Here is a 15,331-nt window from a genome sequence, read left to right as displayed (position 1 = left end):
TTTCACCTGACGCGGACGAGACCGAATTCAGTCGACGTACGAGACGCGGTCCGCAACCCGGTCGTCGAGCTCAGGCAGAAGGAAAACGCGTTCCTGCTCAAGCGCGTCGGTACGCGCGGTGGCGAACGAGGCGGTGACCGTCCGGCTGCGGTTGTAGGAAACGTGCGGGCAGAACGGCGGGATGTACAGGAAGTCTCCCTCGCCCACGATCACCTCGTGTTCCAGGTCGTTACCCCAGAAGAAATGCACGCTGCCACTGATCCCGTAGAGGGCCGACTCGTGGTCGATGTGATAGTGCGCGGCCGACTTCTCGCCCGGCCGGAGGGAGGTCACGATCAGGCACAGGTGCTTCGACGGGGTGGTGATGCCGTTCACCCCGAAGAGCGCGTTGACGTGCTGTTTCGCCAGTTCCTCCTGTTCCGGGCGGACGAGGGTGACAGCGCCGTCCCAGGCAACCTTGAAGTCCATGTCAAACCTTCCCTTCCATTGATCGGTGAACATTGCGTTGTCGAGAGATCCCGGACCGGCCGGCAAGCACGGCCGGCAAGGGGCGAAAATCGCGTGGGCGGGCTCACGCATTCAGGCAGCAGTCGATTCCACAGGGTCACGCCCCTTGTTCGCTGGAGTGGGTCTGCCTACCGACCGAGGGAGCCGGACCACATCTCGGGTTCACCGGATTTACCTCGGAACTCCCTCTATCGGATGCATTCGATATCCTGCATCATCGCTCTCAAGCCCGACAAGGGTGGTGTGCAAAAGCTGTACAGCTCTCATGTCACGGAGCAGTTCGGCACGCCGACGGACACGTATGGGAGGCGCGATGGGATCACAGAGCACCAGGGATGCGTGGGAGAGCTTCCAGTCGGGAGAGGCCGCGACCGTCCGTCCGCAGATCCTCACGTCATGGCGCCGGGCACGGAGCAACGGCATCGATCCACAACGGCTGGAACTCACCCACGCGGACATCGACGCGCAGTCCCCGTTCGTGCGGGCCGCCAAGCCGGTGTTGCTCAAGATGGCCGACCTGCTGGTCGGGAGCTCGACATCACTGGCACTCGCGGACGCCGACGGAACCCTGGCCTGGCGGTGGGAGTCCGAACGTACGTTGTCGCGGGCCCTGGACCGGGCCGAGTTCGAGCCCGGTTCGCGGGTGGGCGAGCCGGTGGCGGGGACGAATGGGATCGGCATGGCGCAGATGACCAACCGCACCTCGCTCGTCATCGGCGCGGAGCACTACAAAGAGCCGTGGCACGCGTGGGCCTGTGTCGCCTCGCCCGTGATGGACCCGATCAGCCGCCGCGTCTTCGGCACGGTCAACGTGGCCTGTCGCGCCGAAGACGCCAACCACCTGCTTCAGGTCGCCGCCCGGACCCTCGTCGACGGGATCACCACCACGCTGCGCGAGGCGGCCACCGCCCGCCAGCGACGCATGCTCAATACGCACCTCTCTTATTGCCGCCCCGCCGCCGGCCCAGTGGTCACCATCGACCAGAGGACCATGATCGTCGACAATGCACCGACGGAACTCCAACTGGACCGGGCCGAGTTGTGGTCGATCGTGGTGGCCGCGGGCCCGTCGGCCACCGAGGTCGCCCTGCACGACGGCTGGAGCGCCCGCCTCCACCCGGTCACCCAGGGACGCCTCCACGACGGAGTCGTGCTCGTCCTCGAGCGCGACCGACGGGACAGCTGCGCCAAGCACCACGGAATCTCGCCCCTGGCCACGCTCAGCCCCCTCGAGCAGGCGGAGTTCAAGGTCATCAACGAGACCCTCGCGGAATGCGGCGGCAACAAGTCCGAGGCCGCGGCCCGCCTCGGAATCTCCAGGGGCACGCTCTACCACCGCGTCCGGCGCTACCGGCTCGGCTGACCGACCGGCGCACTGTCGGATTCCGCTAGCCCCCCTGTGCGGATTCCCCCAGCGCGCTTCGCTTGTGGTACTGGAGATGGTCGAGCATGGCCTCCACCGCCCGCTCGGGATCCCCGCTCGCGAAGCTGTCGACCAGATGCGCGTGCCCGGCGTCGATCCAGGGTCTGCTGGACGCGTCTTCCCTGAGGGACAGGGCGATCTGCGGAGCGGCCGCGTCGGACAGACTGGTGACGATCGACAGCAGCCGAGGCGAGCGGGCGGCGCCGTACAGGACGAGGTGAAAGCTGCGGTGGAGGAGCACCCAGCCGGTGACGTCCTCGGTGCGCGCCATTTCGCGGGCCAGCGAGCGGGCCTGCTCCAGTTCCACCTCGGTGATCCGCTCGGCGGCCCTGCGCGCCGCCATCGGGGTGAGGGTGAGCAGGAGGTCGTAGACCTCGCGCATCTCCTCCTCGGCGGGTGTCAGGACCACGGCCCCGCGGTAGGAGTCGAGCTGGATCAGCCCTTCGGTCGCCAACTGCCGTATCGCTTCGCGTACGGGAGTGATGCTGAGCCCGAGACGGTCCGCCAGTTCGGACTGCACCAGTCGTGTGCCGCCGGGCAGCTCACCGGAGAGGATGGCGTGGCGCAGAGCCTCGACAACCGTTTCGTGGGCCGTCCTCTGCCTGACGTTTCCCAGCGAAACCTGCGAGGAGTCGGAGGAGTTACCGAGGGCACCCATTTTCCGAACGATACAGGATGCAGGAGCACGCCGAAGGGGCCTGATGGCCCAATGATGGATTCATGACAGCGCCGTCGCGCCGGTCTCCTCTGTCGCTCAGCCCTGTGGCATCAGGCTCGGCGTCGCCAGACACCGGTCAGGAACCGCACGACTTCCTCCACCCTCTCCGGCGTGGAGAATTCCGGTGCCATGTGGTCCGCGCCGGGCACGACGACCAGCTCCGCGGGTATCCCCGCCGCGTCGAGGCCCTCGTACAGGCGGCGACTCTGGGCGAGACCCACCCGGTGGTCGCGATCGCCATGCATGATCAGAAACGGCGGCTTCTCGCCGCTGCGCTCGGCGAGGACCAAGGGATCGGCGTCAGCCGCCAGGTCGGGTGCGTGGCGCGGGTCGAATCCCAGAAGCTGACGCACGACGGCGAACAGCGAGTCGATCTCCTGCTCCGTGTTCTCGAAGGCGTCCTCCCCCAGACGGGCCAGGTCGGCGGCGCCGTAGTGGTCGATGACTGCCGACAGCCTGCTGGACACCTGCTGGGCGTCGCCCACCGGACGGCCCAGGGACCCGTCCCCCGCCAGGGCGGCCATCGTCATGAGGTAGGCACCCGCGGAGCTGCCCCACCCCGCGATCCGGCTGCCGTCGAGCAGGAACCGCTGGGCCTGTGTCCTGACCCAGCGGATCGCCGCCCGGATGTCCTCGGCCGGGTCCGGGAACCGCGCCTCGCCCGCGAGGCGGTAACCGACCGAGGCGACCGCGATGCCCCGCGCGGGCAGCGAATGCCACGGTCCGATCGCCTTGGACCCGCCGAGCCAGCTGCCGCCGTGGGCGTAGACGACCACCGGGTACGGCCCGGGTCCCGCCACCGGGACGTGCAGGTCGAGCAGGAGGGGACGCCAGCCCATCACGACGGCGTAGGCCACGTTGAGATAGCTCCGGGCTCCTGGGAGGGCGTCGACGGCATACGGCTCGGTCAACGACCTTGGCGCCAAGGGGCCACTGTCGATGGGCGTCGCCAACAGCTCCGACGGGTGCGGGAACGGGTCCATGGTTCCTTCCTCCCAGGTGCAGAGCAGAGCAGGTGATGCATCATGCATCATGCATCGAGAACGCGCCACTGCCCCGTTGATTCCCCACACGGGCAGGTGGTGTGCTCAGCTGGTCAGGTAGGGGTAGTCGATGTATCCCTTGTCGGTGCCGCCGTAGTAGGTCGTCTGGTCGGGTGTGTTGTACGGCCCGCCCGCTCGCAGACGCGCGGGCAGGTCGGGGTTGGCGAGGAACAGCGCGCCGAAGGAAATCATGTCGGCCGTGCCGTCCTCGATGAGCGCCAGCTCCTCCGCGCTGGTGAATCCGTCCGTCGCGGGGTTGAGGATGAAGGCCCCGGAGAACTCCTTGCGGAGAATGCCGGTCAGATCGCGCGAGTTCTCGACGACGTGCAGATAGGCCAGACCGATCTCGCTCAGCCGGCGGACGAGATGGACGTATGTGGGCTCGGGGTCGGGCTCTTCCACGCCGTTGTAGCCGGTTCCGGGCGACACCCGTATCCCGGTGCGCTGTGCTCCGATGGCCTCGGACACGGCCGCGGCCACCTCCGCGGCGAACCGGACCCGGCCTTCCACGGAGCCGCCCCACTCATCGGTGCGCAGATTGGAGTTGGGAGCGAGGAACTGGTGGAGCAAGTAGCCGTAGGCGGCGTGCAGTTCGACCCCGTCGAACCCCGCCTCGATGGCGTTGCGCGCCGCCTGGGCGAAGTCCGCGATCGTCTCCCGCACTTCCTGGGAGGTCAGCTCGCGCGGGGTGGTGAAGTCCTTCATCCCGTCCAAGGTGAACAACTGGCCGGGCGCGGCGACGGCCGAGGGAGCGACCTGGACCAGTCCGTCGGGCAGGAGGCCGGGGTCGCCGACCCTGCCGACGTGCGAGATCTGGGCGAAGATCGTGCCGCCCTCGGCGTGCACCGCGTCGGTGACGCGGCGCCAGGCGGCGATCTGCTCGGTGCTGTGCAGCCCCGGGGTGTTGGGGAAGCCCTGGCCGACGACCGACGGCTGGGACCCCTCCGTGATGATCAGTCCGGCCGTGGCCCGCTGCGCGTAGTACGTCACCATCGAGTCGGTGGCCGTATTGCCGGGTCCGAAGGCGCGGGCGCGCCCCATTCCGGGCATGACGACGCGGTTGCGCAGGCGCAGTCCGGAGAGGTCGATCGGATCGAATGCTGTGGTCACAACGGCTCCCGAGGATTGATGTGCGTGCTGTGAATGGCGAGTGAGTTCATTGGGCAGCCAATGAACTCACCGGAGCCACCATAACCCATTCATTGGCTGGCCAATAGTTGGCCGCCCACGATAACCTTGCCCCCATGACCTCAGAGCCCACGCGGACCGGCGCGACGGAGGCCGGAGACGGCGGCCCCGTCAGCCAGACCCTGGCCCGCGTTTCCCGCTTGCACCGCCTGTCCGGCGGCAAGCTGCTGCGCCCCACCGGCCTCTGCTCCGGCCAGGAATTCATGATGATGGCGCTGTGGAGGGAGGGTTCGGTGCGCCAGTCGGAGCTGGTGAAGATGCTCGACCTGGACCCGTCGACCGTGACCTTGATGCTGCGACGGCTGGAACAGGGCGGACATGTCGTCCGCACCCGCGACCCGCAGGACCGGCGCGTCATGTTGGTCCGGGCCTCGGCGGAGAGCTACGCCCTGCGGCCCAAGGTGGCACAGGCGTGGGCGCACCTGGAGGAGCGCACCCTGGACGGGCTCGACGACGAAGAACGCGAAGCGTTCGCCAGGATCCTCTCGAAGATCGAGAAAAACCTCACCTCCGCTGACGACGGCTGATGTGACCTCGGGTGCCCGGCGTCGGTGAGTCAGGGCAGCGGCGTCAGGGCAGTGGCGTCAGAGCCCCCCGGGGTAGCGCTCGTGACTCGCTGGCCCATCCTCGGGCTGCCCTTCCGCGGAGATTGCCCGGACAGCCCCTGGATGCCGCTTATCGCCCATAGGTAACATTTTCATACAGGCATCGGTGGTCACACTCCGCACGGTGTGGGCGACCGACCTCTCCCGCCGACACCACACCTGGCAGGTGATCATTGAAGTGAGCCTGATACACCGCGGCGGCAGGACCAAGCCTCGGGACGTGGTCGGCCACTCCCTCCAGCACATGAGCGACCCGTTCCTCGCCTGCGACACCGATGGGCGTATCACTTACGCGAACGTCGCGGCAGAGCGCGTACTCGGCCCCACCCCCTCCCTCGTGGGCCGTGTGCTGTGGGAGACGAGCCCGGAGCTGCGCGTTCCGCGCGTGGAGAATCTCTTTCGGCGGTCCATGGCGAGTGCCGCGCCGCTCGATCTTGAGGCGCGGCTGCCCGGGGAGGGGCGCTGGCATCGCATTCGGCTGCTCCCCGGGCCCACCGGCCTGAACGTCCTCCTCAGCGACATCCACGAGCAGCGCTCGCGGGAGGAGGAACGTCTCCGTGACGAGGAGGCCACCGCCAGGCGAGCGGCCCGTATCGGCGAGCTGACCGCGGTCCTTGCCCGGGCTCTGACCGTGGACGATGTCGTCGAAGCCGTGGCCGACCAGGTGCTGCCCCCGTTCGGGGCGACGGGGCTGATATTCGAGTGCGTGGAAGGCGACCGGATGCGGGTGCTCGGCGCCAGGGGTTACCCGCGTGACTTCCTCGACCACATCGAGGGTGTCCGGCTCACCAGGAAGACCCCGATCGCGGCGATCATGGAATCGCGGGCACCGGTCTTCCTCTCCTCCTACGGAATACCGCGAGCGCTTCCCCGATGCGTCGGAGAGCGCATTCCGGCGCATCAAGAGCGCCTGGGTCGCGCTCCCGCTCATCGCTTCGGGGCAGCCCTACGGCGCGTGCGTCATTTCCTTCGACGAACCGCACCGCTTCGGCGAGGAAGAGCGCACCTTGCTCACCGCCCTGGGCGGATTGATCGGGCAGGCGTTCGAGCGGGCCCGGCTGTACGACACCGCGTACAGCCAAGCCCATGAGCTGCAACGCGGCATGCTCCCCAGCACGCTTCCCGTCCGGCTCGCGGTGTCCGCCGCGGCGCGCTTCATCCCGGCCGGCGGCACGGCGGTGGGCGGCGACTGGTACGACGTGCTTCCGCTCTCCGCCGGACGGGTCGCGCTCGTGGTCGGGGACGTGATGGGCCACGGCCTGCCGGAAGCGGCCACCATGGGCAGATTGCGCACGGCGGTCAGCACCCTGGCGGGCATCGAACTCCCCCCGGATGAGCTGCTGGCTCACCTCAACGACCTCGTGACCGGGCTGGGCGACGCGTACTACGCCACATGCCTCTACGCCGTCTACGACCCCGTGACCGGAATGTGCACCGTCGCGCGTGCCGGACACCCGCCCCCGGCGATCGTGCACACCGATGGCACGGTCCATTTCCCCGACAGCGCTTTGAACCCTCCGCTCGGCGTCGCGACGCCGCCGTTCGAGACCGCCGAGTTCCCCGTGCCCAGCGGTGCCCTGTTGGTGCTCTACACCGACGGTCTGATCGAGTCGCGCGACCGGGACTTCGATCACGGCATGGCTCGCCTCGCCGAGACGCTGACGGCCGCCGTGGCCTCGCACCCGCCGGGTGCCGAGACAGACCTGGACGCTCTGTGTGACACGGTCACTCAGGCGCTGCGTATGGAGAAACAGGCCGGCGATGACGCGGCGCTGCTGATCGCCCGAGTGTGTCACCTCACGCGCGAGAGCGTGGCCTGCTGGCAATTGCCGGACGGCGCCGTCGCGGCAGGGCGGGCCCGTGAACTGGTCCGGGAGCAACTGGCCGCCTGGCATCTGGACGAGCTCAGCATGACCAGTGAGCTGCTGGTCAGTGAGCTGGTGGGCAATGTGATCCGGCATGCTCGCGGCCCTGCCGAGCTGCGCCTGCTCCGCAGTGATGTGCTGGTCTGCGAGGTGTCCGACGGGAGTCTGACCACGCCGCACATCCGCCGGGCGGCGGAGACGGACGAGGGCGGTCGCGGACTGCAACTGGTGGAGGCGCTTTCTCATCGCTGGGGCGCCCGCTACGGCCGCACCGGCAAGTGCATCTGGGCCGAGCAACTGCTGCCCTCCCAGGCCCAGCCCTCCGAAGGGCTGCCGCCGGGGACGACGTGCACGGATGGTCTCTTCGACGTCCCCGTTGCCGAGAGCGAGATGCGTGGCCCACATCCACCCTGCCCCTGGCCTGCTTAAACCGAGGTACAAGACAGCTGGGTTGACGATCGATTTAACTGTAACTAGTCTTGTTCCAGTTAATCGGTGGGGACGGCAGGAGCAAGAGATGGCGGGGCTCAGCAGCAGGAGCGCGGTCGCGATTCACGCGCTTGCGATGCTGGCGCACCGGCGTGGGGGCTCGTTGACTTCCGCGGAGATCGCGGACAGCCTTGACAGCAACCCGGTCCTCGTGCGGCGCATCCTCGGACGCTTGCGAGACGCTCACCTGGTGCGGTCCACCGAAGGCCGAGGGGGCGGCTGGTGCCTTGCTCGCGCCCCGCGGGACATCACGCTCTATGACGCGTACGCCGCCGTCGAGGAGGGGCAGATCTTCTCGCGGCACACCCATCCGCCCAGCGGGGCGTGTGAGGTCGGCCGCAACATCGGCGACCTGCTTGACGCCGAGTTCCAGAACGCGGAGCGAGCTCTGGAGCAACAGCTCGGCAGGACGACGATCGCCGGCCTACTGCAGCAGATACTGGCCTCCGGCGGCGAACCGAGGGATCACTGATCAAGCGCGCGCGCACCCTGCGTTCATGACGCGTTCCCTAACTGTAACTACCCTGGTTGCAGTTTGATCCCGGGGTGGGCCGCTCCGGCCCTCCCGGCTCCGGAAGTCGGCACGCGGCCCCGCGATCCCCCCGCGTGCTCTACGGCCCGAACACCTACTCAGAAACGCACTAGGAGTGAGAGCGGTGCCCCAGGAATCCGAAGCAATCGTGAGTACCGAGGCTCGCGGCCCTGCGACCTACGACCTCGTGATCAGGCGCACACATGTCTTCGACGGCCGCCAGGCGCTCGCCGGTCTGTACGACGTCGCCATCAACGGCGGAGAGATCGCATCCGTCTCGGCCGAGCCGCTCAGGGGCAGACACGAGGTGGACGCGGCCGAAGGATGGGTCATGCCGGGCCTGATCGACACTCATATCCACTTCTACGACGTGCACGCGGTCTCCGATCCGGACTCGATGCGGGCCTTCGAGCAGAACGAGCTTCCCGGAAAGCTCGGGCTGTTCCTCGACCACGGGATCACCACCATCAAGTCGGTGGGCGATCCGACGGACGGAATCCTGGACACGCGGGCCAAAATCGCCGCAGGCACGCTGCGAGGCCCGCGACTGTTGGCAACCGGCTGCGGCATCACCGGACGCGACGGGCACCCCGCCGCCACGGTCTTCAGCGACAACCCCTGGGCGCGCGAGCGCTTCACGGGAGAGGTCGACAGTGTGCAGCAGATCCGCGACCTGGTGCACCACCTCGCCGACCGCAAGGTGGACGCGATCAAACTCCTGTCGGAAGGGGCGTGCGCACATTCCGGCGGACCGAAGTACCTCTGGCAGAATCCCGCCTTCCCGGATGGTGTCGAGTTGGAACGGCTTCCCCTCGATCTCCTTCGAGCGGGGATCGAGGCCGGGCACGAGCGGGGCCTTCGGGTCACCGTCCACACCACCCAGCAGGCCGCGGCACGCGAGGCGATCGAGGCTGGAGCGGACGGCCTGGAGCACGGCGTCACCATCGAGCCCCTCACCGACCACTCGCTCATCGACCTGATGCTCGAACACGCCATCACCTACACGCCCACACTCTGGATCGACAATGCCCACCCGGACGCCCCTGGCAATCTCAAGAAGGTCGCTGAGGCCGGCGTGCACATCGCGCTGGGCAGCGACACCTTCAGCGGTCGGGGCCTATACGGAGCCAACACCCTGGAAGAGGCCGAACTCATGGTGGCGGCCGGGATGACGCCCACCCAGGTGCTGGCCGCAGGCACCAGCGGCGCCTCGCGGCAGTGCGTCCGCCCCGACCTCGGTACGGTGGCCCCCGGCAAGCGCGCCGACCTGCTCGTGCTGAACGCCGATCCCACCGCGGACATCGGCAACATCCGCGACCTCAGCATGGTGATCCTGAACGGCGAGATCGCCGTCGACAAGCGCTAGGCGCGCCCGTGGCGGGACATCCTCCCGCCACTTCACCGCAGCAGGGAGGGAACAACCCATGAAAACCTGGTTCATCACCGGCATCAGCAGTGGCTTCGGCCGCCTGATGGCGGAAAAGCTGCTCGCTGCCGGCGATCGTGTCGCCGGCACACTTCGGAACCTGTCCGCCGCCGACGACCTCAAGGCGCAATACGGCGACCGGCTGTGGCTCGCCACTCTCGACCTGACACATACCGGCGAGATCCGGCCGACGGCCGACGCCGCCTGGGCCGCGATGGGCCACATCGACGTGGTCGTCAGCAACGCCGGCTACGGGCTGCTGGGCGCCGCCGAGGAAGTCACCGACGAACAGGTCCGCCACCAGATCGACACCAATTTGCTCGGAGCGATCCAGCTCGTCCGCGCGGTCCTTCCCCACATGCGCGAACAGGGCCACGGCCGCATCCTCCAGATCTCCAGCCTCGGAGGCCAGGTGACGATTCCCGGCAGCTCGCTCTACCACGCAACGAAGTGGGGCATCGAAGGGTTCATGGAGACGGTTGCGCAGGAGGTGGCCGTGTTCGGGATCGGCTGCACGATCGTCGAACCCGGCAGTGCGCGCACCGACTTCCGTAGCAGAAGCGCCAAGGTCGGGCCCCGCATCCCCGCCTATGACGCCTCACCTTCCCGCAGGATCAATCACCTCCTCGACGACACCTCGCTCCGCTCGCCGGGTGACCCGGACAAGATGGTCGACGCCATGATCGCCAGCGTCGCTGTGGAACCCGCCCCGCTGCGCCTCACTCTGGGCAGCGACAGCTACGAGCACATCACCCGCACGCTGACCACCCGCCTGGCCCAGCTCCAGGCACAACGCGACCTGGCCTGCTCGACCGACTGCGCAGACCGGGGAAACAGCCCGCGCTTCTTCCAGCCGGACGAAAGCTGACGCGCAGGCAGGGCTGAGAATGCTGACGCCCTGCCCTGAAGGGTGTCATTATTGCCGTGCGGTGGTTGACCTGGGGCTTTGCGATCGCTCAAGTCCGACGGACTCTGGCGCGGGCCGAGGTCCGCGCCGCACGACGCGCCACCGGGTTCACGCAGAGCCGCGCCTTCGCCGCCTGGTGCTGGGACCACCACATCGCCCTCGTGGCCACGGACACCTTCGCCGTGGAGATCCTCTCCGTCCTGGCCGACAGCGACTTCCACCACAGCGCGCCCGAGAACCAGGGCATGCTGCCACCAGGAACTGATCGCCGAACTGGGCCTGCGCCTGGGCGAGCTGTGGAACCTCACCGGCCTCGCCCAGGACTGCCCGCACACCGGACGCTGGGACAGCCTGGTCACCGTCACACCCCTCAACCTGACCGGCGGAGTGGGCTCTCCGGCCAACGCGACGGCGCTGCGCTGACACCGCGGGCCCGCCCGCCGCCGGCCGGCCCGGGGTGTCAACGAGGCTGCGGCCAGGTCACCTGCGCAGGCACTCGATCTGGTAGTCGCCGGTCTCCTCGTCGATCGTGACGCCGTGTGTCTCGCTGCGGAAGCCGGGGAAGTGACGGTCGAAGCTCTCCAGGGCCGTGAGGTACCGCAGGAGGGGGCCGTCGGTGTCACCGGTGGATTCCCCGGGCATCAGGACCGGGATGCCGGGTGGGGTGACGGTGACCATGGCGGCCGCCACCCGGTTCGCGGCGTCGGCGATCCGGATCCGCTCCGTGCCGCCACGCACCAGACGCTGATAGCAGTGCTGCGGAGGCCGGACCGGCTCCGGGAGCTGCTGGAAGGCTGTGTCCAGCAGCTCCACCAGACGGGCCGAACGCAGCCGGCCGTGCATCTGCCGGCACAGCTCGCGCAGGGTCAGCCCCGCGTAGCGGCGCGGATGCGCGGCTACGGCGGCGGGCAGCACCCGGTCGAGAGGGGCGTCGGCGTCGTACAGGGCCTTGAAGTCCATCAGGGCGTCCAGCAGCGTGCCCCACTTGCCCTTGGTGATGCCCATGGAGAACAGGATCAGCGTGGTGTAGCTGTCGGTTTTCTCGACGACGATGTTCCGCGTGGCCAGGTACGCCGTGAGGACGCGGGCCGGGATGCCCTCCTCGGCCATGTCACCGGCGGCGGTGATGCCGGGGCAGGTCAGGGTGACCTTGACGGGATCCAGCATGCAGTGCCCCTCGGTGAGCCCGGGGAAGCCGTGCCAGGCGGCACCGGGCTCCAGCAGCCAGCAGGACTGCGTGGTGCGCAGCAGTTCCGGCGGGGCCTCGTCGAAGGGCAGGCGCTCGCCGGTGGCCGGGTCGGTGACGGAGTCCGGCTGCCAGACGCCGAAGAACCAGCCCGGCCGGTCCCCGGCGCTCTCCACCCGCTTGCGCAGGCGGACCATTTCCTGACGGAAGCGGATCGCCTCCGTCACCGCCTCGTCGATGAGCCATTCGCCCTGGGGGCCGTCCATCATCGCGGTGGCCACGTCCAGCGAGGCGATCATCGGGTACAGGGGCGAGGTGGTGCCGTGCATCATCAGGGCCTCGTTGAAGCGGTCGTGCTCCACCGGTGCCCGCGGTGCGGCTCGCACGTGCACCATCGCGGACTGCGACAGCGCCGCGAGCAGCTTGTGCGTCGACTGGGTCGCGAACACCGTGGGCCGCTCCGGCCCGGGGAAGGTCCGCTCGTCCACCGCCATGCCGTACCGGCCGGTGTACAGCGGGTGGAATCGGGCGTAGGCGAACCAGGCTTCGTCGAAGTGCACTCGCGGTGTACTGCCCGCGAGCGCTCGCGCGGTCGCGACGGCGTCGTAACTGAGTCCGTCATAGGTGGAGTTGGTGAACACCGCGTACTGAGGCCGCGGCGACACCGCGGCCTCGGCCAGCGGATGCACCGCGAGCCGGGCCGCGATCGCCTCCGGCGCCAGCTCGGCCGGTGGCAGCGGGCCGGCCAGGCCGTAGCCGTTGCGGGTGGGAACCAGGTAGACGGGGCGGGCCCCGGAGACGACCAGCCCCTGCAGCACCGACTTGTGGCAGTTGCGGTCCACCAGCGCCAGCTCGTCGCGGGTGACGCTGAAGTGGCCGACCAGGCGGTTACAGGTGGAGTCGCCGTGCAGTACGAAGTAGGTGGAGTCGGATCCGAAGACGCGGGCGGCGTTGCGCTCGGCCTCGCCGATCGGTCCAGTGTGCTCGAACAGCGAACCCAGTTCCTCGACCGAGATCGACAGGTCGCTGCGCAGCAGCCGCTCGCCGAAGTAGTCGTGGAAGGCCCGCCCCGCCGCTGACTTCAGGAAGGCGACACCGCCGGAGTGCGCCGGGGTGTGCCAGGAGTACTCGTGGGCGTCGTCGAAGCGGCGCAACGCCCGGAAGAACGGCGGCAGCACGTCCTCCCGGTAGGCCCGGGCGGCGCTGGTGATGCGGCCCGCGATGAATCCCGGAGTGTCCTCCAGCGGCCACACGTATCCGACGACCGTCTCCGACACCCACAGCGGCAGATCGCGGACCCCCTCCTCAGTCATGATCAGGAAGACCGGCAGGTCCCGGAAACGCCGGCCGATCCGGCGGAGGACGACGGGCCCGCCGTCCTCCACGCCGCCGCCGGGCAGATCCCAGGCGACCAGTGCCGCCGCCAGTCCCGCCTCGGTACGCAGCACCGCGTCCGCGTCCTGCGCGTCGACGGCCCAGCGCACCTCGAAGCCGCCGGCCTCGACGGCATCCCGGATCTTCCGCAGCTGCTCCGTCCTGGCGCTCTCGGCGCGCGGGTGCTCCGGTACCGCCATCAGAACCCTGCTGTCGGCCATGGCTGTCCTCCCCTCCCCGGGTGGCCGCCCGGCCACCGTCGGGCAAGTGTCCGCGCGGCCCGGCTGGGCGAGCGGTCCGCCTCGGGCGAAACCACCGGTATGGCGTACACCGCGCACGGGAGATCGACCTGCGGCGACCGCAAGTGGGCCGCGGCCGGGACATGGCGAGCATGGACCGGACGCGTGCCTGGACTCTGAGGATTCGCCCGGTCTCCGAACGGCGTACGCCCGGCGCGGCGCTGACGGACCTGCACGAGGCGGGGCGGTACCCCGACAACCCGTACGCGCACGGCACGGCCCGCGAGCGCGCCCGCCAGGCGCGCGGGGCACTGGCCCAGGCACTGCGGCAGCGCCCTGGGCTCGCGGACACGTGGGCCGGGCCCGCAACTGTTCGCGGACCTGGACGGCGTGGACGTGCACGCGGTGATCCCCGGCCAGGGCGAGCTGGTCTACCCCTCGGGGGTCGGACACCGCGCAGGCGCCGCCCGGCCCCGGCGGGCGGCCCGCCGTACACGTGCTCCTGACCGGCGACACCTTCGCGTCAGCTGCGGAAACCCAGGCCGTCGCGATCGAGTTCTGCGCGGATCCGGCCGAGCCACTCCGTGCCCAGCCGGCGCCCGTCCGGCAGGTCCGCATCGCGATGCGTGGGCGTACGCGCGGGTGGCGAAGTGGCCCGGGGGGCCGGGCGCCCGGCCTGCTCTCGGCTCCCCGGCCGTACCCGGTCGTCCGCGCACCGACGCGGGCGGGCCCGCCACCGGGATGCCGGTGGCGGGCCCGCCCGCGTCACGGAGGCTCAGTAGATGTTGGCCTCGACCCGCGCGCCGTCCTCGCGGGTCGCGTTGATCTGCGCACGCAGTGAGATCTCGTCGTAGACGCGGACCTCCTTCACGATGCGGCCATCGTGGATCAGGAACTGCGAGACGCCGAGCACCGTGACCGGTCGGCCGGTGAGGGGGCCGAAGGCCGGGACGCCGCGGTAGGTGCCGTGCATGGTCCACAGGACGGCCACGCGCAGGCCCCCGTACCGCGGGGAGTGGTTCGTCTGGATGTCGCGGACGGCGAACTGCGCGTCGGGGAAGGGGCCGACCATGGCGAGCAGGTCGCTCTGGTAGCGCTCGGGGCGGATGACGGTCCGGTCGCCGATCGTGTGCAGGAACAGGTCGCGTTCCATGAAGTCCTTGACCTTGTGCAGTCGGCGCTGCGACCACACCTCGTCGATGAACTCGAGCACCATCTCGCACTCGGGCCGGTACACGTCCGGACGCGTACCGCTGTCCCCCTTCAGCAGGACGTCCTGCGGCGGCTCCTCGAGCATGGAGCCGCTGTAGCCCTGGAAGGTCAGCCCACGGGCCACCTCGTCCGGGTCCAGGCCGCTCTGCAGGCAGTCGGCCAGATCGTCGCGCACCACCCACTCCTCGACCATCCGGCCGCGCCGGTACAGGCAGTTGGCCACCGTGCGCTTGCGGATGGGGATGTTGCGGCCGTCCACGAGGTGCTCGTCGGCGGAGAAGACCAGGTGGGAGCTGAGGAAGGCGTCGTCGCCGCGCGCCTCCCACACCACGTCCTCCGCCTGGCCGATGTGGCCCGGCACGCCGGCCATGCGCATCGTGCTGCCCTCGATGACACCGTCACGGCCGACGACGGTGCCGAGGCTGGTGTGCACGATCGAGTCGGGCTCGTAGTTGTCGACGATGTAGGCGATGTCGCGGTCGACCCAGATGCGGTCGGTCACCTCGCGGATGAAGTCGTCCGGGTCCTTGTAGGGGAGGTACGCGACGGGGTCCAGGGACATGGTGCTTTTCCGTTCCGGTGTTGTGTGGTGGGTGTCGGGTGGTGTGAATGCGTAT

General features: G+C 69.2%; 12 protein-coding genes and 2 pseudogenes. 8 read left to right on the top strand and 6 right to left on the bottom strand.

Translation table 11 applies throughout. The features are described from left to right. Positions 1-27: 27 nt before the first annotated feature. Positions 28-501 (bottom strand): cupin domain-containing protein, encoded by a 474-nt coding sequence (locus N6H00_RS08375; RefSeq protein WP_268970960.1) that lies wholly within the window; start codon positions 499-501, stop codon positions 28-30. Between the two features lie 319 nt (positions 502-820). Here N6H00_RS08375 and N6H00_RS08370 point away from each other — a divergent pair, with 319 nt between their 5' ends. Beyond that, on the top strand, positions 821-1,870 hold the full coding sequence (locus N6H00_RS08370; protein WP_268970959.1) for a helix-turn-helix domain-containing protein: 1,050 nt from the start codon (positions 821-823) through the stop codon (positions 1,868-1,870). Between the two features lie 25 nt (positions 1,871-1,895). Here N6H00_RS08370 and N6H00_RS08365 read toward each other — a convergent pair whose 3' ends face one another. The 3 genes from N6H00_RS08365 to N6H00_RS08355 all read right to left on the bottom strand — a co-directional run bounded on the left by N6H00_RS08365 (position 1,896) and on the right by N6H00_RS08355 (position 4,801). Beyond that, positions 1,896-2,588 carry a GntR family transcriptional regulator gene (locus N6H00_RS08365; RefSeq protein WP_268970958.1) on the bottom strand — a complete coding sequence of 231 codons (693 nt, stop codon included), beginning with the start codon at positions 2,586-2,588 and terminating at the stop codon, positions 1,896-1,898. A gap of 110 nt (positions 2,589-2,698) precedes the next feature. Then, on the bottom strand, positions 2,699-3,631 hold the full coding sequence (locus tag N6H00_RS08360) for an alpha/beta hydrolase (protein WP_268970957.1): 933 nt from the start codon (positions 3,629-3,631) through the stop codon (positions 2,699-2,701). Between the two features lie 105 nt (positions 3,632-3,736). Then, on the bottom strand, positions 3,737-4,801 hold the full coding sequence (locus tag N6H00_RS08355) for an alkene reductase (RefSeq protein WP_268970956.1): 1,065 nt from the start codon (positions 4,799-4,801) through the stop codon (positions 3,737-3,739). Between the two features lie 134 nt (positions 4,802-4,935). Here N6H00_RS08355 and N6H00_RS08350 point away from each other — a divergent pair, with 134 nt between their 5' ends. The 7 genes and pseudogenes from N6H00_RS08350 (at position 4,936) to N6H00_RS08325 (ending at position 10,664) form a co-directional block, all read left to right on the top strand. Further along, entirely contained in the window at positions 4,936-5,406 is a 471-nt protein-coding gene (locus tag N6H00_RS08350) for a MarR family winged helix-turn-helix transcriptional regulator (protein WP_268970955.1), read from the top strand. 322 nt (positions 5,407-5,728) lie between these two features. Beyond that, a pseudogene (locus N6H00_RS40450) lies at positions 5,729-6,004 on the top strand (PAS domain-containing protein); the annotation flags it as partial. 232 nt (positions 6,005-6,236) lie between these two features. Next, positions 6,237-6,473 (top strand): annotated as a pseudogene (locus N6H00_RS40445) (hypothetical protein); the annotation flags it as partial. 18 nt (positions 6,474-6,491) lie between these two features. Further along, on the top strand, positions 6,492-7,778 hold the full coding sequence (locus N6H00_RS08340) for an ATP-binding SpoIIE family protein phosphatase (protein WP_268970953.1): 1,287 nt from the start codon (positions 6,492-6,494) through the stop codon (positions 7,776-7,778). Positions 7,779-7,866: 88 nt separating this feature from the next. Further along, on the top strand, positions 7,867-8,310 hold the full coding sequence (locus tag N6H00_RS08335) for an Rrf2 family transcriptional regulator (protein WP_268970952.1): 444 nt from the start codon (positions 7,867-7,869) through the stop codon (positions 8,308-8,310). A gap of 184 nt (positions 8,311-8,494) precedes the next feature. Further along, positions 8,495-9,736 (top strand): amidohydrolase family protein, encoded by a 1,242-nt coding sequence (locus N6H00_RS08330; RefSeq protein WP_443072912.1) that lies wholly within the window; start codon positions 8,495-8,497, stop codon positions 9,734-9,736. Between the two features lie 58 nt (positions 9,737-9,794). Continuing rightward, positions 9,795-10,664, top strand: a complete 870-nt coding sequence (locus tag N6H00_RS08325; protein ID WP_268970950.1) for an SDR family oxidoreductase — start codon at positions 9,795-9,797, stop codon at positions 10,662-10,664. Positions 10,665-11,183: 519 nt separating this feature from the next. Here N6H00_RS08325 and N6H00_RS08320 read toward each other — a convergent pair. Both N6H00_RS08320 and N6H00_RS08315 read right to left on the bottom strand, forming a co-directional pair. Continuing rightward, complete coding sequence (locus N6H00_RS08320; protein ID WP_268970949.1) at positions 11,184-13,484, bottom strand: Orn/Lys/Arg decarboxylase N-terminal domain-containing protein; 2,301 nt, start codon at positions 13,482-13,484, stop codon at positions 11,184-11,186. 793 nt (positions 13,485-14,277) lie between these two features. Next, positions 14,278-15,276 (bottom strand): nuclear transport factor 2 family protein, encoded by a 999-nt coding sequence (locus tag N6H00_RS08315; protein WP_268970948.1) that lies wholly within the window; start codon positions 15,274-15,276, stop codon positions 14,278-14,280. Between the last annotated feature and the right edge of the window lie 55 nt (positions 15,277-15,331).

This window comes from Streptomyces sp. S465, from assembly GCF_026898115.1.
Lineage (GTDB): Bacteria > Actinomycetota > Actinomycetes > Streptomycetales > Streptomycetaceae > Streptomyces > Streptomyces luomodiensis.
This window is presented reverse-complemented; position numbering and strand designations above follow the sequence as displayed.

What these genes read in the sequence shown, in the direction of transcription:
- N6H00_RS08315 (WP_268970948.1), bottom strand. Translation starts at nt 15,276, where the DNA reads ATGTCCCTGGACCCCGTCGCGTACCTCCCCTACAAGGACCCGGACGAC.
- N6H00_RS08360 (WP_268970957.1), bottom strand. Translation starts at nt 3,631, where the DNA reads ATGGACCCGTTCCCGCACCCGTCGGAGCTGTTGGCGACGCCCATCGAC.
- N6H00_RS08325 (WP_268970950.1), top strand. Translation starts at nt 9,795, where the DNA reads ATGAAAACCTGGTTCATCACCGGCATCAGCAGTGGCTTCGGCCGCCTG.
- N6H00_RS08335 (WP_268970952.1), top strand. Translation starts at nt 7,867, where the DNA reads ATGGCGGGGCTCAGCAGCAGGAGCGCGGTCGCGATTCACGCGCTTGCG.
- N6H00_RS08370 (WP_268970959.1), top strand. Translation starts at nt 821, where the DNA reads ATGGGATCACAGAGCACCAGGGATGCGTGGGAGAGCTTCCAGTCGGGA.
- N6H00_RS08375 (WP_268970960.1), bottom strand. Translation starts at nt 501, where the DNA reads ATGTTCACCGATCAATGGAAGGGAAGGTTTGACATGGACTTCAAGGTT.
- N6H00_RS08350 (WP_268970955.1), top strand. Translation starts at nt 4,936, where the DNA reads ATGACCTCAGAGCCCACGCGGACCGGCGCGACGGAGGCCGGAGACGGC.
- N6H00_RS08365 (WP_268970958.1), bottom strand. Translation starts at nt 2,588, where the DNA reads ATGGGTGCCCTCGGTAACTCCTCCGACTCCTCGCAGGTTTCGCTGGGA.
- N6H00_RS08320 (WP_268970949.1), bottom strand. Translation starts at nt 13,484, where the DNA reads ATGGCCGACAGCAGGGTTCTGATGGCGGTACCGGAGCACCCGCGCGCC.